The 16,944-nt window shown below is 65.1% G+C and carries 17 protein-coding genes; 6 read left to right on the top strand and 11 right to left on the bottom strand.

The window, feature by feature from the left end:
* Positions 1 to 13 precede the first annotated feature (13 nt).
* Both mltA and AC1DRD_RS20505 read right to left on the bottom strand, forming a co-directional pair.
* Positions 14 to 1,267, bottom strand: a complete 1,254-nt coding sequence (mltA, locus tag AC1DRD_RS20510) for a murein transglycosylase A (RefSeq protein WP_478042837.1) — start codon at positions 1,265 to 1,267, stop codon at positions 14 to 16.
* A gap of 195 nt (positions 1,268 to 1,462) precedes the next feature.
* Positions 1,463 to 2,110 (bottom strand): Tim44/TimA family putative adaptor protein, encoded by a 648-nt coding sequence (locus AC1DRD_RS20505; RefSeq protein WP_478042836.1) that lies wholly within the window; start codon positions 2,108 to 2,110, stop codon positions 1,463 to 1,465.
* A 178-nt stretch (positions 2,111 to 2,288) separates the two neighbouring features.
* On the opposite strand from AC1DRD_RS20505, the gene secB reads away from it, so the two are divergent.
* From secB to trpS, 3 genes are read left to right on the top strand one after another with little or no spacing between them, the layout of a single operon-like run.
* Positions 2,289 to 2,804, top strand: a complete 516-nt coding sequence (gene secB / locus AC1DRD_RS20500; RefSeq protein ID WP_478032198.1) for a protein-export chaperone SecB — start codon at positions 2,289 to 2,291, stop codon at positions 2,802 to 2,804.
* Positions 2,805 to 2,843: 39 nt separating this feature from the next.
* Positions 2,844 to 4,442: a murein biosynthesis integral membrane protein MurJ gene (murJ, locus tag AC1DRD_RS20495; RefSeq protein WP_478032197.1), complete on the top strand. Its 1,599-nt coding sequence runs from the start codon at positions 2,844 to 2,846 to the stop codon at positions 4,440 to 4,442.
* 9 nt (positions 4,443 to 4,451) lie between these two features.
* Positions 4,452 to 5,459, top strand: a complete 1,008-nt coding sequence (gene trpS, locus AC1DRD_RS20490; protein ID WP_478032195.1) for a tryptophan--tRNA ligase — start codon at positions 4,452 to 4,454, stop codon at positions 5,457 to 5,459.
* Positions 5,460 to 5,634: 175 nt separating this feature from the next.
* On the opposite strand, the gene AC1DRD_RS20485 is transcribed toward trpS, so the two are convergent.
* From AC1DRD_RS20485 to AC1DRD_RS20465, 5 genes are all read right to left on the bottom strand, one after another.
* The gene (locus tag AC1DRD_RS20485) at positions 5,635 to 6,339 is read right to left on the bottom strand and encodes a hypothetical protein (protein WP_478032193.1); all 705 of its coding nucleotides are present in this window, start codon (positions 6,337 to 6,339) and stop codon (positions 5,635 to 5,637) included.
* The gene (locus AC1DRD_RS20480; RefSeq protein WP_478032192.1) at positions 6,340 to 7,551 is read right to left on the bottom strand and encodes a toxic anion resistance protein; all 1,212 of its coding nucleotides are present in this window, start codon (positions 7,549 to 7,551) and stop codon (positions 6,340 to 6,342) included. It abuts the gene before it with no gap.
* A 144-nt stretch (positions 7,552 to 7,695) separates the two neighbouring features.
* Positions 7,696 to 8,607, bottom strand: a complete 912-nt coding sequence (locus tag AC1DRD_RS20475) for a hypothetical protein (RefSeq protein ID WP_478032191.1) — start codon at positions 8,605 to 8,607, stop codon at positions 7,696 to 7,698.
* 7 nt (positions 8,608 to 8,614) lie between these two features.
* Positions 8,615 to 9,184 (bottom strand): NADPH-dependent FMN reductase, encoded by a 570-nt coding sequence (locus tag AC1DRD_RS20470; RefSeq protein WP_478042835.1) that lies wholly within the window; start codon positions 9,182 to 9,184, stop codon positions 8,615 to 8,617.
* Between the two features lie 65 nt (positions 9,185 to 9,249).
* A complete protein-coding gene (locus AC1DRD_RS20465; RefSeq protein WP_478042834.1) occupies positions 9,250 to 9,942 on the bottom strand; it encodes a DUF6058 family natural product biosynthesis protein in 693 nt (230 codons plus the stop codon).
* Between the two features lie 164 nt (positions 9,943 to 10,106).
* On the opposite strand from AC1DRD_RS20465, the gene typA reads away from it, so the two are divergent.
* Positions 10,107 to 11,945, top strand: coding sequence for a translational GTPase TypA (gene typA / locus AC1DRD_RS20460; RefSeq protein ID WP_478032188.1), 1,839 nt, complete (start codon positions 10,107 to 10,109; stop codon positions 11,943 to 11,945).
* 141 nt (positions 11,946 to 12,086) lie between these two features.
* Positions 12,087 to 12,536, top strand: coding sequence for a DUF805 domain-containing protein (locus tag AC1DRD_RS20455; protein ID WP_478032186.1), 450 nt, complete (start codon positions 12,087 to 12,089; stop codon positions 12,534 to 12,536).
* A gap of 22 nt (positions 12,537 to 12,558) precedes the next feature.
* Here AC1DRD_RS20455 and AC1DRD_RS20450 read toward each other — a convergent pair whose 3' ends face one another.
* The 3 genes from AC1DRD_RS20450 to AC1DRD_RS20440 form a co-directional block, all read right to left on the bottom strand.
* Entirely contained in the window at positions 12,559 to 13,227 is a 669-nt protein-coding gene (locus AC1DRD_RS20450) for a peptidylprolyl isomerase (RefSeq protein WP_478032184.1), read from the bottom strand.
* A gap of 69 nt (positions 13,228 to 13,296) precedes the next feature.
* Positions 13,297 to 14,724, bottom strand: a complete 1,428-nt coding sequence (locus tag AC1DRD_RS20445; RefSeq protein WP_478042833.1) for a GH1 family beta-glucosidase — start codon at positions 14,722 to 14,724, stop codon at positions 13,297 to 13,299.
* A gap of 96 nt (positions 14,725 to 14,820) precedes the next feature.
* Entirely contained in the window at positions 14,821 to 15,633 is an 813-nt protein-coding gene (locus AC1DRD_RS20440; protein WP_478032180.1) for an SDR family NAD(P)-dependent oxidoreductase, read from the bottom strand.
* Between the two features lie 73 nt (positions 15,634 to 15,706).
* On the opposite strand from AC1DRD_RS20440, the gene AC1DRD_RS20435 reads away from it, so the two are divergent.
* Positions 15,707 to 16,150: a winged helix-turn-helix transcriptional regulator gene (locus tag AC1DRD_RS20435; protein WP_478032179.1), complete on the top strand. Its 444-nt coding sequence runs from the start codon at positions 15,707 to 15,709 to the stop codon at positions 16,148 to 16,150.
* 56 nt (positions 16,151 to 16,206) lie between these two features.
* On the opposite strand, the gene AC1DRD_RS20430 is transcribed toward AC1DRD_RS20435, so the two are convergent.
* Positions 16,207 to 16,944 (bottom strand): hypothetical protein (locus AC1DRD_RS20430; RefSeq protein WP_478042832.1); only part of this gene is annotated, 738 nt, incomplete at its 5' end.

The following is a 16,944-nucleotide window of genomic DNA, read 5'->3' as shown; positions in this document are numbered from 1 at the left end:
TAAAGCGCGCTCCTCAGCGCTGAGGCGTCGTTCCACCCCCGCCTCCCTGCAGGCGAGCGAGCGTACCGACCGGCACGAACAGGAACGCGGTGCCGCGGCCGGACATGCCGCCGGCGATCGCCTCGGCCTCCTTGCCCGCGCCCCAGAAGGTATCGACGCGATTGGCGCCCTTGATCGCGCCGCCGGTATCCTGCGCGATCCACAAACCGGTCGCGTCGGTGCGGTCCATCGACAGGAAGACCGGCGCGCCCATCGGAATGAACTTGGGATCGCTCGCCACCGTCACGCCGCCGGTTACCGGCAAGCCCATCGCGCCGAGCGGCGGGCCGTCGAGCAGGCGGAAGAAGACATAGCTCTTGTTGGCGCGCATCACCTCGCGCCCTTCGTCGGGATGCGCGCGCAGCCAGGCGACGATGTCCTGCATCGTGGCATGTCCCGGCTGGAGCATCCCGCGATCGCGCATCAACGCGCCGATCCCGGTATAATCGCGGCCGTTCTGGCTGTCGTAACCGATGCGGATGGTCGATCCGTCCGGCTGGCGCAATTCGCCCGAGCCCTGGACCTGGAGGAAGAACAAGGCGACCGGATCCGCCGCCCAGGCAATGATCGGCGCCTGGGTCATCGCGCCATTCTCGATCTGGGTGCGATCGTAATAGGGAATGAAATTCTTGCCTTCGACCCGGCCGCGGATCGACTTGCCCTTGAGCGCGTCGGAGAATTTGCCAAGGTCGACATCGATCAGATCGGCGGGGCGGCCATAGATCGGCACGTCATAGCCTTTGCGCCGCTCGCGCGATCCGGCGATTTCGGGAATGTAATAGCCGGTCGCGAACGCCTTGCCGTCGCCGACCTGGATGGTTTCGAAATTGGTCGCGAAGAAATTCACGGCGTCGCGGTCGCTGGCCGATTGCGCCGCACTACAAGCGGGCGCCCAGTCGGCGCCGCGAGTCAGACCAGATTGGTCGGTGCGGCGGACGAGTTCGCGGCAGCTCAAGCGAAACGCTGCGAGCGCGCGGGCGGCACGTGATTGGCTAATGCCCAGGCTCGTCACCGACGGTCCCGCGACGACACCCGCTCCCGCCGCATTGGCGCCGGCCGCGACGATGGTCGGGTTGGCGACCGGCGGCAGCGGCTTGGCGGGGGTCGGTTTGCGGACTGGGGCGGGGACTGACGACGTAGTGGTCGACGGCGGCACGATCCGCCCGCCGCACGCCGACAAGAGCAGCGCGAGGCTCGTCATTACTATCAGCTTGCGCGCGACGGCCATGTACGAAACCCCTTTACTCGATCTGGGTATCGCTAATGACCGGTCGGTCGACCTGAAACAAGCTCCGGAAAGTGCGCAATGCTACCGTTTGGTGTTCCTGCGAAAGCAGGAACCCAGGGTAGTCAAGTACTTCGCCACCCTAGGCTCCTGCTTTCGCAGGAGCACATGGTGCGATGAGCAATCGATTGCGGGCGCTCAAGCCTCGTCGGTGTCGGCCAGCTTCCAGTCGGGATCGCCGCTGCGTAGCGGGCGGGTAAAGGTCCAGACGTCATGCGTCTCGACCGCGTCGGTCAGCGATCCTGCGACGACATTGCCGTCGGCATCGCGCGTCACCGCGGCGATATCGGCGTCGAACGCCACCGTCACGCGTGCAACCTTGTTGTCGACCGAGGCGTCCGTGATGATCGCGCGTTCGATCGTGACCAGCCGGTTGTCGAGCACGTGCCCGGCCTCCTTGCGCGCCTTGATCGCCTCGACAAAGGCGTCGCGGACATGGTCCTCGGTCAGCCAGCCGAGCGTTTCTTCGTCACCCTTCCAGAACGCTTCGAGCACCATGCGATAGGCGTTCTTGGCGCCATCGAGGAAACCGGCGACGTCGAACGAGGGATCGGCATGGATCACCGCGCGCAATCCAGTTTGCGCCGCGCTCTCGATCGTGCGCGGGCCGGCGTCGCGGAAATCGGGGCGCGGTTCGGCATTGCGGGCCAGCGTCAGCGGCGGGCCGGGGCGTTCCTCGGCGGGATTGCGCAGCACCGGCTCGTGCCCGGTCCGCTTGCCGAGCACGGCATACAGACGCAGGCCCAGGAACAGGGCAACCATGGCAAGGATAACAATATAAACCACCGGGCCTCCAATTTGACCGCTATGCAACATAGGCACAAGAAACGCGCTATTCAAATGTTCCCGTATGCGACCTGCCGTTGAACTGCCACGATCCCCCTGCTAGTCGCCGCTCACTTCGCGCGAGCCCACGGGCCTGACCCACGCGGAATACCCATTCAAGACGAGAAAGCAGCTACTCATGGACGATCAGGACACCTCCGGCGCGATCGACGCCACGCTTCCCAACGGCGCCGATAACGGGCCGGCCATCGGCATGATTTCGCAATATGTGAAGGACCTGTCGTTCGAGAGCCCGACCGCACCGGCGGTCTTCAGCTCGGAGAATCAGCAGCAGGCGCCGCAGATGGACGTCGAATTCGGCATCGGTACCAGCCAGGTGGGCGACGAATTCCACGAAGTCACGCTGAAGATCGAGGTTCGCGCCAAGATGGGCGAGCAGACCGCGTTCATCGTCGAATTGACCTATGCCGGCCTGTTCGGCGCGCGCAACGTGCCCGAGGAGCATCTGCGCCCGTTCCTGCTCGCCCAGGCCCCGACCCTGTTGTTCCCCTTCGCCCGCCGCATCGTCGCCGACGTGACGCGCGACGGCAATTTCACTCCGCTGCTGCTCGACCCGATCGATTTCGGTACTTTGTACCAGCAGCAGCTCGAAGCGCAGGAACAGCAGGCCGAGGGCGTCGTAGGCAACGCCTGACGCTCGCCGGTCCGGCGGGGACTCCGGCGGAGACAGGGCATGAACCTGGCGAAATCACTGGGATCGGTCGGCGGGCTGACGCTCGTCAGCCGCATCCTGGCGCTCGTCCGCGACACGTTGCAGGCGACCTATGTCGGCGCGAGCTTCGCGTCGGACGCCTTTTTTGTCGCGTTCCGCCTGCCCAACATGTTCCGCGCCTTGTTCGCGGAAGGCGCCTTCTCCGCCGCGTTCATCCCGATGTTCAACCGCAAGGTCGGGGAGAAAGGCGAGCTGGCGGCCGGGCTCGCCTTTGCCGAAGCGGCATTGGCGGTCCTGCTCCCGTTGCTCTCGATCTTCACGATCGTGATGCTGGTCGCCGCATGGCCGGTGACCTGGGGCCTGTCGGGCGGGTTCAAGAACCCGACGCATGACCAGTTCGCCTTCGCGGTCGAGCTGTCGCGCTACACCATCCCCTATCTGATGCTGATCTCGCTGGCATCGCTGCTCGGCGGGATTCTCAACTCGCTCAACCGCTTCTGGGTCAACGCCGCGGCACCGATCCTGCTCAACATCTCGATGGTCGGCGCCCTGTGGTTCTTCCACGGCTCGGGCCCGGACGCGGCCTACGAAACCGCGCGCGCCCAGGCGATCTCGGTGTCGGTCGGCGGCGTGCTCCAGCTCGCCTGGCTGCTGTTCGCCTGCCGCCAGGCCGGGGTCAGCCTCAAGTTCCGCAAGCCGGTGATTGACGATGATATGCGTCAACTGCTCAGGCTGATCCTGCCAGCGGCGATCGGGGCGGGTGCGGTGCAAGTCAACCTGGCGATCTCGACCGCACTCGCCGGTCGCCTGCTCGACCAGGGGTCGATCTCGTACATTTATTATGCCGACCGGCTGAACCAGCTCCCGCTCGGCATGATCGGCATCGGGCTCGGCACGATCCTGCTCCCGACCGTCTCGCGTCTGCTGTCGACCGGCAAATATGACGAGGCGATGGACACGCAGAATCGCGGGATAGAACTCGCGCTGTTCCTGACCTTGCCGGCGACCGTCGCGTTCATGGTCGGCGCCGAGCCGATCATCCGCGGGCTGTTCCAGCACGGCGCCTTCACCGCCGCGGCGACTACCGCCAGCGCCGGGGCGCTCGCCGCTTTCTCGGTCGGGCTACCGTCCTATGTGCTGGTCAAGGTGCTGACCCCGGGCTTCTATGCGCGCGAAGACACCAAGACGCCGGTCCGTTACGCCATGATTTCGGTCGCGGTGAATTTGGTCGGCAATCTCATCCTGATCCCCACCCTCCATCATGTCGGCCCGCCTCTCGCCACCGCGATCGCGTCCTCGGTCAATGTCGGCATGCTGTATCTTACGCTCCGCAAGCGCGGGCATTTCGTCACCGATGCCCGATTGCGTCGCCGCATCCCGCGTCTGCTGCTCGCCGCGATCCTGATGGGCCTGGCGCTATGGGGAGCCGAACGCTTCGTCGACCCGTATCTGACCGGCAGCCTGATCCGCCGCGGGCTCGGCCTGACAGCGCTGGTCTCGGCCGGCGGCGCGGTGTACGCGGTCGCCTGCTTCGTCACCGGGGCCTATCGCCTCAGCGACATCAAGGCATTGCTCGGTCGCCGCCGTCCGGCCAAGGCGACCGGCCAGGAACAACTTTAAGGGAATCTCATGCGCGTCGTTTCCGGCATCCAGACCACCGGTCGCCTTCACCTCGGCAATTATCTGGGGGCGATCAAGCAGTGGGTCGCGATGCAGGACGAGGTCGCGGCGGCCGGCGGCGAGTCGATGTACTTCATGGCCGACTTGCACGCGCTGACCGACCGCGTCGCGCCCAAGGAGTTGGCCGACAACACGATCGAGATGACCGCGACGATCCTTGCCGCCGGGCTCGACCCGGAGAAGTCGATCATCTGGAACCAGGCGCGGGTGCCCGCGCATAGCGAGCTCACCTGGTTGCTCAACAATGTCGCGCGCGTCGGCTGGCTCAACCGCATGACCCAGTTCAAGGACAAGGCCGGCAAGGACCGTGAAGGCGCCAGCGTCGGGCTGTACGATTATCCCGTGCTGATGGCGGCGGACATCCTGCTCTACAAGGCGACGCACGTGCCGGTGGGCGAGGACCAGAAGCAGCATCTGGAACTCACCCGCGACATCGCGGCCAAGTTCAACAGCGACTATGGGGTGGAGGTCTTCCCGCTCCCCGAACCGATGATCAGTGTCGCGGCACCGCGCATCATGAGCTTGCGTGATGCGACCGCCAAAATGTCCAAGTCGAACCCGTCGGACATGACCCGGGTCAATCTCAACGATTCGGACGACGAGATCGCGCAGAAATTCCGCAAGGCGAAGACCGATGCGGAGCCGCTTCCCGACGCCGTCGACGGGCTGGAGGAACGCCCCGAGGCGCGCAATCTGGTGACGATCTACGCTGCGCTGGCGGATGTCGCGCCGGCCGACGTGCTGGCGCAATATGGCGGTCAGGGCTTCGGGCAATTCAAGCCGGCGCTCGCCGATCTGGCGGTAGCGAAGCTCGGGCCGATCCGTGACCGCCTGGTGCAACTGCTCGACGATCGCGGCGAAGTCGTGCGCGTGCTGGAGCGCGGCAGCGAGCGCGCGCGAGCGATCGCCGGACCGGTCCTGCGCGAGGCGCAGGATGCGATGGGGCTGCAGCTTTAGAGTCTGGCTTCGACTCTCCTTCTCCCCTTGTGGGAGAAGGAGGGAGGCGCGAAGCGCCGGAAGGATGAGGGGGAATCGGCGAAAGTTGTGAGTCTCCCCCTCATCCTTCCGCGCCTTCGGCGCTCCCTCCCTCTCCCACAAGGAGAGAGGGAGAATTAGCCCCCCTCCTACCCGATCAAACCGTGCTCTTGTCGCCCTGGTACTTGATCTCGAGATACCGCCCGCGCGTCGACAACGCGTCGAGATCGCCTTGCGCGAGTTGCGCCGCCATCTCGTCGATCTCGCGGCCGATCACACCCAGCCCTTCGACCAATTGCTGGTCGGGGCTCTTGCCATTGCGTTCGACGCCGCGCAGCGCCGACGGCACGCGTTCGTAGCCTTTGATGAACTCGGGCAATTGCTCGCCGACCAGCTTGCGGATTTCCGCCGCGGCCGGCTCGTTCTCGTCGAGTCCCGCCAGCTGCGGGGTCAGCGCGTTGAGCTTGATCCCGATCTGATCGACCAGGTTGATCGCCGGTGCCGGCAGTGCGGGCCGCTGCGAATCGAGCCAGCGCCCGGTCTGCGCGGGCAATGCCTTCAGCTCGACCTGGCGCAATTTCTCGAAGGTCGGCGCGCGTTGCGCCGGAGTCGCGAGCAGCACCATCGTCGCCACCACCATCGCGACGATCATCAACAGAAAGCCGAACATGCCGATCGGCCCGACCACCAGGCCGAACGCTACCGCCAGCCCGACGATCGCCGCATCAACGATCGCCGCCCGCGTCACCCGCTGGCCGACATCACTCACCCGCACGCTCCGCCCGGGTCCGGCACGATAGCGCTCGGACGTGCGGTCGAGCGTCTCTCGCGCCCGGGCGATCACATCGTCGGTAGAGGACATTTACACCGCCTCGAGCTTGAAATCGGTCTGCGGACCTTGCAGCGCGGCCTGCGACTGGCCCTCGGCCCGTGCGATATAGCCTTTCGACTTCTCGACTTCGGTCGACAGCGTGTTGACCGTGGTCTTCATCGAATCGAGCGCCTTCATCTTGAAGGCGTCGATCGCGTCCATCGTGTCGTAGATATTCTGGAACGCGCGCTGCAGCGTCTCGACCGGAATGGTCGAGGCGGCCGCCTGCTCATGGATTTGCGCGGTCTGCGACTTGAGCAACTGACCGGTCGAATCGATGATGTTGGCGGTCGTCGTGTTGAGCTGGGTGATCTGCTCAAGCACCAGTTTCTGGCTGGTCAGCGCCTGCGCGACGGTAACCGCGGTGCGCAGTGCCGAGACGGTGGTGGTCGACGCGCGGTCGACGCCCTTGATCAGCTCGACATTGTTCTTCTTGACCAGATCGAGCGCGAGATAGCCCTGCACCGTCACCGCCATCTGGGTGAGCAGGTCCTGGGTGCGCTGACGCGCATAGAACAAGGCACTTTCGCGCAGCGCCTTGGCCTTGGCCGGATCGGTCGCGTCGAGGTCGTTGGCCTTGTCCTCGAGCTTCGCGTCCATCGTCTTGGCGAGATGGATCATCTGTTCGAGCCGGCCCATCGCCGCCCACAGATTGGCGCGTTCGGTCTCGATCGCGGCATTGTCCATCAACAACTCGTCCTTGCCCGAGCCGAGGCTCTTGAGGATCGAGGAGATGTGGGTCTGCGACGATTTGTACTTGTCGAAATAAGTGTTGAGCCCGCCGCCGAAAATCTTGTCGAGCAGTCCGCGGCCGCCTGAGATCAACTTGCCGTTCTTGCCGGGATCGAGCTTTTCGATCGTTTGGCGCAGCTGGATCAGGTCGGCACCGACGCCGGTGTCCTTGTCCATGGCGCGCACCGGACGGTCGAGGAACCGGTTCGACTGCGACGCCGCTTCGCGGATTTCCTTTTGCCCCATGCTGGTGATGGCATCGACGCGCTTGCCGAATTCGGGCGAGTCGACGTCCTGGGCGACCAGGTCTTCGACGAACTGATCGACTCGGCGTTCGAGTTCGCTCCGCTTGGCATCATCGACCGGCACCAGTCCCGCCGCCTTGGTCGCCGACACCGCGGTAACGGGCTCGGGAGGCGTCAGAACCAGATCGGGTTCGGCCGTGACGGTTTCGGTCGGGGTCGTCGCCATTCTCAGTCCCTCTTCGCGATGGTTCGTGGAGTCTGGCCACGAATGGTCGCGCGTTCAAGTGTGTTGCACATGTAACACGCGCTGCCGGAATGGCAAGATGTGCTGCGCTCCGCGACCGACGGCACCACTGACATGGACGATCCGCTATTTGCTGCCGGTATTCGCAGAACTAGGCGGCACGTCTCCCGTCGCCAGCCACCGCACGACGTTGCGGATGAAGCGCTTATTGCCCTCGGCGCCCGGCGCATTGAATCCCATCGGTTTTTTCTTGGACCCGAGCAGTTGCGCCGACCACGCGCCGGCCTCCGCCAACAGGACCACTCGCCCCTTCCCAACCGCCAGCGTCGCCCCGCGCAGGTCGCTCCCCGTCATTGGCCGTGGCGGCTTGTCGGTAACCAGCATCTTCCAGCTCGAATCGAACCGCAGCAGCGGTGTCGCGGCAGCGGGCGCAGTGAAGGCAGCGCCATAAAAGGTCTGGATCGGCGGGAGCCCGCGCGTCAGCGGACCGTCGACAAGGCCGCCATTGGCGAAGCTGAAATATTCCTCCTTGGGAACATGTTGCGCGGCATATATCTCGATATCGAAGCCGAACGACGAGGCCAAAGCACGCAGGCTGCCCGCATAGGGCGGATGATCGGCAATCATCAACAGCGCCCCGCCGCCTTTCACCCAATCGGTGATCGTCGCGATCTCCTGCGGCGTGAAGGCGGAGGTCGATTGGTATTTGGGCGCCTTGGGCGGATCCTTCGGGTTTACCGGATCGACGATCACCAGCACGGCCGATTTGGCGAGACTGGCGGCGGAGATCGGCTCGTCGAAATCGCGGACGACATAGCCGTCATGGGTCAACAGCGCCCCGAACGGCGCATAGTCGGTCGCCAGGGTCTGGCGCTCGTCATGCCCCGAATCGACCATCACGACCGGCCCTTTGCCCGCCGCGAAGGCTGGATCGGCGACCTTGGTGTCGGCATCGGGATCGACGACCTGTTGCGCCAGCGCCGGCATAGCAGGGATCGCAAGCGCCGCGGCCAGCGCGAAATAGATGATCCTCCGCATGTCCGTATCAGTCCCCCCGTCGCGCCGCCTTCAGCGCGCTGCCCCACCATAGCAATTCCTCGAACAATGCCGAGAGGCGCCTGTCCTCTATTTCACCCGCATTGAACCGATCCCCCTCGCGCAGCTTCGCCGCACCCTGGAGATGGACCGCGCTGCTGAGCGGCGCCATCGCCATTGCAACGGTGACCTGTCGCAGCTGCTCGACCGAGCGCGCGCCGCCCATCCCGCCATGCGCGACGAACGCGACCGGCTTGCGGCCCCATTCGGCATAGACGGTATCGAGCGCGTTCTTGAGCACCGCGCTCATGCCGTGATTATATTCGGGGGCGACCAGGATATAGCCGTCGGCGCCGCCGATCCTTTCCGCCCAGGCGCGCTGCTTCTCGCCCGTATAACGTCCGGTCGCGGGCGGATTGGGCTCGGCGAACATCGGCAGATCCCATTCGGCCAGGTCTAGCAGCTCGGCCTCGAACTCGGTCCGCGCGGCGATCCGGTCCATTACCCACTTGGCAATCGGCAGCGAGATGCGCCCTTCGCGGACGCTACCGACAATTACCGAAATCCTGAGCTGCGCCATGATCGCCTTTCCTGTGTCGTCCCGTCATCGCCGGGCGCCGCGAAAGGATCAAGCGCCGGCCTCAGTCAGGCATAGGGCCGATCGTCGCCGAGGTGCTGTTCGCGCAACAGGCGATCGATCGTCCGCCCGGGCGTTCCGGACGCGCGTTGCCAGGGGGCAAAGGGCAGCAATAGTCCCGCCAATGTTTCGGCCTCGGCGAGCAGGGCGGCGGCATCGTAATCGGGCTCGACGACCGCGGCCTTCAACCACGCGCCCAAGGATTCCTTGGCGACGCACGTTTCAGCGGTGAAGATGCGCAGGCAGACACCGTAGCCGCCCTGAATCCATGATGCCCATTCGTCCCGTGCCGCGGCGCGTGCCGCGCCGAGATCGACCGCATCGCCCGAGAAGCAGGTGGCAAAGGCGAGGCGCGCATATCGCTGATGGCCGAGCGCCGATGCGAACCGATCCGCGAAACTATCGAGCAACATGGCAGCGGCCTCCGCCGGCGAACTGCCGCTGCGCGTCGCCAATTCCGCCTGGCGCAATCCCCAGGCGGCGCCGGGGCTGAACCAATGCTCGCCCGCGGGCGCCGCACCGTCCGCGCCGAGCGCGCTCCACCAGCTATCGGCACTCCTGGCGTAGATCGGCCCCGGCGCGCAGTTGGCAGCGATCAATTGCTCGATCCGCGCCGGCGTCACGCCCACCGCCTCGGCGAGATTGTCGAGCGTCCAGAACCAGCGCTCGACATAACGGCGAGCGTCGTCATCAATGTGCATGGCCGTCTTCCTTTGAAACGCCCGACGGATAGCGAGAACGGACCGTTCGATGCTTCGGCGGTCGCCGAATGATGGCGTAGGTACCCACGCCCCTTCCCGCACCGCACAATTTAAGCTATGCGCGCCCCCGAACCCGCCTTCGGGCGCTCCAATCAGGATATCTCATGAGCCTCCGCAACGTGGCGATCATCGCCCACGTCGACCATGGTAAGACCACGCTCGTCGATCAGCTTTTCCGTCAGTCCGGCACTTTCCGCGACAACCAACGCGTCGAAGAGCGCGCGATGGATTCGAACGATCTCGAAAAAGAGCGCGGCATCACGATCCTCGCCAAGTGCACGAGCGTCGAGTGGGACGATCATGCTGGGCACAAGACTCGCATCAACATCGTCGACACGCCTGGCCACGCCGATTTCGGCGGTGAGGTCGAGCGCATCCTGTCGATGGTCGACGGCGTCATCCTGCTGGTCGACGCGTCCGAAGGCGCGATGCCGCAGACCAAGTTTGTCACCGGCAAGGCGCTCGCGCTGGGTCTCCGCCCGATCGTCGTGGTCAACAAGGTCGATCGCCCCGACGAGCGTATCCAGGAAGTGCTCGACGAAGTGTTCGACCTGTTCGTCAGCCTCGAAGCGACCGACGAACAGCTTGATTTCCCAGTTCTTTATGCCTCTGGCCGCAACGGTTACGCGAACGAGGATCCGAGCTTGCGCGAAGGCACGCTGGCCCCGTTGTTCGAAAAGATCGTCGAGCATGTCCCCGCCCCCTCGGCCGATCCGGACGGGCCGTTCAAGTTCCTCGTCACCCTGCTCGATCGCGACAATTTCCTCGGCCGCATCCTGACCGGCCTGATCTTCTCGGGCTCGGTCAAGACCAACCAGCAGATCCACGCGCTCGATAATGATGGCAACGTCGTCGAGACCGGCCGCGCGTCGAAGATCCTGACCTTTCGCGGGCTCGAGCGCGTGCCGACCGACGAGGCGCAGGCTGGCGACATCATCTCGATCGCGGGCCTGACGCACACCACGGTGTCCAACACGATCTGCGACCCCGAAGTGACCGAGCCGCTCCACGCGCAGCCGATCGATCCGCCCACCTTGTCGATGCGTTTCGCCGTCAACGACAGCCCGATGGCGGGCCGCGAGGGCACCAAGGTGACCAGCCGCATGATCCGCGACCGCCTGTTCCGCGAAGCCGAGAGCAACGTCGCGATCAAGGTGACCGAAGCCGCCGACCGCGACAGCTACGAAGTCGCCGGCCGCGGCGAACTCCAGCTCGGCGTGCTGATCGAGACGATGCGCCGCGAGGGCTTCGAGCTTGGCATCAGCCGCCCGCGCGTGCTGTTCGGCGAGGATGAGAGTGGCAAGAAGACCGAGCCCTACGAAACCGTCATCATCGACGTGGACGAGGAATATTCGGGCACGGTCGTCGAGAAGATGGCGATCCGCAAGGCCGAGCTGACCGACATGCGCCCGTCGGGCGGCGGCAAGACGCGCATCACCTTCTCGGCGCCCAGCCGCGGCATGATCGGCTATCACGGCGAATTCCTCTCGGACACGCGCGGCACCGGCATCATGAACCGGCTGTTCGAGAAATATGGCCCGCACAAAGGCAATATCGAGGGCCGCAAGAACGGCGTGCTCATCTCCAACGGATCGGGCGAGGCCAATAGCTACGCGCTCGGCCCGCTGGAAGAGCGCGGCATCCTGTTCGTCGGGCATGGCGAGGCGCTCTACGAGGGCATGATCGTCGGCGAGAATGCCAAGCCGGATGACCTCGAGGTCAATCCGATGAAGGCGAAGCAGCTGACCAACTTCCGCGCATCGGGCGGCAAGGACGACGCGATCCGCCTGACCCCGCCGAAGAAGATGACGCTGGAACAGGCGATCGCCTATATCGACGATGACGAAATGGTCGAAGTGACGCCCAAGTCGATCCGGTTGCGCAAGCGCTATCTCGACCCGCATGAGCGGAAGCGGGCCAGCCGGGCGAAGCAGGCAGCGTAAGGCGAACGGGCCGCGAGACACTCGACCGCAAGCGCGCGAAGCGAGTGAGCGAAGCGGCCTGATCGGTCGATCCGACCAACTGGTCAACAAGGCCCCGCGCGGCTAACGTCGCGTGGGGCTTCTGTTTTTTTGGGGGAAATGATGAAACCTTCGATCCGGTCGTGGCGCGATCCTTTCGACTTTAAAGGACGTTCAACGCGAACCGAATATGGCTTGTATCACCTTGCTGCGATCGCCCTGTTCGTCACGCTCGAAATCATATTTATTGGGATCAATATCGGACTCAGCGGGCCTATGGGAGCCTCCCACGACAATCCCGTCGTGATGATAGTTAGCCTACTTGGCGGGCTGACCTTCCTCGTCGGTCTACCGTTGCTCTATATCGCGCATGTCGCGATCAGCATCCGTCGCCTGCACGATCACGGCGAGCCTGGAATCAAGTTCCTGCTGACCTTCATTCCGCTCATCGGAATCATCTTTTGGGTGATGATGGTGTTCACCCGTGGCGACAGTTTTGAGAACGACTACGGACCCGATCCTCGCCAGCCCGAAGCGGGCGGCGGCAACGAACTCGGCGGCGTATTTTCCTGAGTGACTCGCCGGTCGGCGCCGATCACTTCATCCCGGCGAACAACTCCCACACTTTCGCGCGCCCGGTCGGCTTGGGCGTGCCGTCGAGCCGCTGCGCGCGGATGATCGTGACCGGGCGGATCAGCATCTGGCCTTTCATCGCACCTTCCCCGCCGGGGCTGGTCGGCATCGCCAGGATCCGCTTCACCACGTCCATGCCGCCGACGATGCGGCCGAACACGGCATAGCCGGGCGATCCCGGCCGCGCGTCCATATTGGGGCTGGCGCCGACCATCAGCGAAAAGTTGGCCGTCCCCGAATTGGGGCTGTCGTAGCGCGCCATCGAGATTGCGCCGTCGACATGATGCAGGCCCGTCTTGCTGGTCGGCTCGAGCGGCACCGGCTCAAGCCGACGCCGCGCATCGGTATCGATCCCGCCCTGGACGAACCCGAGATTGGGCGCGCCCTTGCGCCGCGCCGCACGATAGAAGCGCGTGCCGTCGAGCCGGCCGTCATCGACATAGGCCAGGAAATTGGCACCGGTCTTCGGCGCGTGCCGGACATCGATCGCGAGCGTGATCACGCCGGCCGATGTGGTCATCCGGACGCGGACGATCGGCGGATCCTTGGGAGCAGCCGTCTTTTGCGGCGCCGCCGCCGAAACCGTCGCGCCGAAGGCCAAAGCCAGAACCGTCAGCTTCGCGAACCGCACGTCATATCTCCCAACTAAGCAGGAGACGCCGATAGCTGATCCCGCGCCCGGAGGAACCCCCGTCCGCCTCTAAACCAGCGCGTTGCGCCTGATCAGCTCGCGATACCAGGCGGCGCTCAGCTTGGGGATGCGCGCCTGCGTCTTGAAGTCGACATAGTGCAGCCCGAACCTCTTGCCGTAGCCATCGGCCCATTCGAAATTATCCATCAGGCTCCACAGGAAATAACCGGCCAGCGGCAACCCCTCCGCGGTCGCGCGCTGCGCCTGGCCGATATAATTGCGCAAGTACATCACGCGGTCGGCATCGTCGATCCGCCCGTCGGTCACCGGATCGTCCGCCGAACAGCCGTTTTCGGTGATGTAGATCGCCTTGGGCTTCCACAAATCCGTCGTGTTGCGCACTGCCCAATAAGCGGATTCGGGTCCGACGCGCAGCCAGGGCGAGGCCATGCGCGGCGACGACGCCAGCATCGGCAGGACTGTATAGCCCTGGGCATTGGCGTCTGCCCGGACGAATTGCGGCGCGTAGACGTTGATCCCGACGAAATCGAGCGGGCTGCCGATCGCCTTCATATCGCCCTCCTCGACCTTGGGCGCGGCCGCGCCCTGCGCCGTCAGGTAGCTGTCGATATAGCGTCCCTCCATCACCGCGGTCAGCGCGGCGGCATTGACCTCGCGCATCGCCTTGCGTGCCGCGTCGATATGCTCGGGGATCTCGATCACCGGAACGGTGATGGAGGGATTGTCGGCGAGCCCGATTTTCGTCCCCGCCTTCGCATTCGCGCGGATCGCCTGGACGCCGAGACCATGCGCCAGGACGCCGTGATGGCGCACCTGATTGACCCCGGCGGGATCGAGCTGGAGTCCCGGAGCGTGGATTCCTACCTTGTGGCCAAGGTCGGTGAAGCAGGCGAATTCGTTGATCGTCATGAAATGCTTCACGCGATCGCTGAGCTTGCCCGCCATGAACCCGGCATAATCGGCGTACGCCTTGGCGGTGTCGCGCGATTGCCATCCGCCGGGCAATGCCGAGGGCAGATCCCAGTGGAACAAGGTGACGTAGGGCGTGATGCCGTTGGCCAGCAGGTCGTCGATCACGCGGTCATAATGGTCGATCCCGGCCTGGTTGGGCTGTCCCCGTCCTTCGGGAAAGATGCGCGACCAGGCCAGCGACATCCGGTACGTCGAGACGCCGAGATTCTTGAGCAGCTGGTGATCCTCGCGATAGCGATGATAGCTGTCGCAGGCGACGTCGCCGGTGTCACCGTTCGCGACCTTGCCCGGCGTGTGCGAGAAGATGTCCCAATTGGTTTCGCCGCGGCCATCTTCCTTGACGGCGCCTTCGACCTGATAGGCGGCGGTCGCGCAGCCCCATTTGAATCCCTTGGGGAAACGACGCTCTTTCATCGCGCCGGCAGCCAGCGCCGGGCTGGTCGCCGCCATTGTTGAGAACGTTCCCAATATCGCGCCGATCTCACGCCGGGAAAACTCTGCCACGCGCCTCTCCTGTTCCTGGAATGGCGCGCAGCTTAACCACGGCTGGGGGCAAATGCCAGTGTCGGCGGGCGCCCGGCGAACGGGCGCCCGTCCGGTTCACACCAGCGCGGGTTGACGATAGCGGTCCGCGACCGCGCGGTTGCTGAGCTTACCGCCCAACGCGACGCGCGATGCCTGCATGGCGTCCCATTGCGGCAAATCGGCATCCGCGAGCGGTGGGATCGTCACGTTCTCGCGACGGTCGAACCCGGTCAGTGCCGCATCGACGAGATCATCGACATCCATCACCCATTCGGGCGGAAACGCATTGACGTCCTTGCCCGATCGTTCCCAGATTTCGGTCCGCGTTGCGCCCGGCAATACCGCCTGCACGTACAGGCCCTTGGCGCCATATTGCGCCGCCAGGCTCTGGCTCAGATTGAGCAGATAGGCCTTCGATCCCGAATAGACGCCGTCGAACATCTCAGTGACCAAGGCGAGAACCGAGGCGAGATTGATGATCGCCCCCTCGCCGCGCGCGACGAATGCCTTGCCCGCGGCGCCCGCCAGCACGGTCGGTGCGGTGATGTTCAATGCAACCAGCCGCTCGATCTCGGCCGGCTCGACCGAGATCGCGTCCCCGGTCATCGACAGGCCGGCGTTATTGACGAGCAAGGTGATCGTCGGATCGCTGGCGAACCGTCCCGCCACGCGCGCCAAATCGGCGCGATCGGTGAGGTCGGCGCGGACCACCTCGATCGTGCGGCCGGTTTCGCCGCGCAGCCGTTCGGCGAGCGCCTCCATCCGCGCCTGATCGCGCGCCACCAGGATCAGATCATAGCCGCGATGGGCCAGGCGATCGGCATAGACAGCGCCGATGCCGGTCGACCCGCCGGTGATGAGCGCGGTCTGGTTGAGAGCTTGAGTCATCGAATTTCTCCTTCGCGCCCGGCACCGAGTCGAGCGGCTTGCATTTTGATAGTTATGTGACTATCATTTTGCAATGGACACTGAGAAATTATCCTGGGGCGTCTGCCCTGTCGGCCGCGGACTGGCGCGGGCGGGCGATGCGTGGAGCATGCTGATCCTTCGCGATGCCGGGCTCGGCCAGACGCGGTTCGACGATTTTCAAAAGGGCTTGGGGATCGCGCCTAACATCCTGACGAAGCGGCTGGCTGCGTTGGTCGAAGCAGGCCTGCTCGAACGCCGGCGCTATAATGACCGCCCGCCACGCGACGAATATGTCCTGACCGAAGCAGGGCGCGATTATCTGCCGGTGCTGCAAGCGCTCGGCGGATGGGCGCGCAAGCATTTCGGCGAAGGCGCGATGAGCGACCTGATCGAGACGAGCAGTGGGCGGACGATCACCCCGCTGGTAGTCGATGCCGAGACTGGCGTGCCGCTGTCCGAAATTGCGGTGACGCTGCGCCAGCCCGGCGACGCCTGATCCAGAGCTAGCGACGGAGCTGCCGAAATTGGAGGAAGGCAGCCCCGTCTTTGCGTTCAACGCTCGGGCGTGCTCCGCCCTTCGTCGCGTCGATCGTCAGGCAACGGCCGGCCGGACTGCAACCGCATCGCGCGGCGCTGCAGCCACCATAGGCGGCGTGCCTGACGCCGTTCGAACCGCTCCTGCGGCGTGAGTCGATTGGCCATCGCGGCGTCGGGCCCGATCGTGCCGCCGGGAAGCGCGGCGTCCGGCTTGATCGGATCGCCCGCGGACGCGGCCAGCGCCGACCTCGCTTCCAGCCGCCTTTCCACCTGCGCAGCGACGCGCGGGTGGGTCGCGAGATAATCGGCCTTGAGCTTGGCGATCTCTACCTTGCGCTCGGGCGGTGGCAGCGCCTTGATCCGCCGCCATTCGGCAACCGCCGCCTGGCGCTGAGTCGCGGGCATCGCCCGGAAGCGCGCCATCAGCGCCCGGCGCACCAGCGGCCGCCTGACCGGCAGCCCCGCCGCGATGCGCGCCTGGCGCTGCGCGCGCCAGAGCGCCGGGGGCACCGGATCCGGTAGCAAGACCGGCGCCGCGTCGGGGATCGGCGCCAGTGCTTCGGTACGCCCGATCGACGGTTTGGGCTTTTCGACACGCACCAGGTGCCTGGGTTTCTTCACCTCGGGCGGTGCGGCAATGGTCCGCGTGATGCCGGGGATCGCGATCGGCAGCTTGCCGAACCAGCCGGTCGCCGCCGCGGTCGCGCTTGCCAGCAACAGCGCGCCGGCCCCGATCAGCACGCGGCTCTGCGC

Source organism: Sphingomonas sp. P4_G2, from assembly GCF_056401155.1.
Note: the sequence above shows the minus strand (reverse complement) of the source record. Positions and strands in the feature narration are given on the sequence as shown.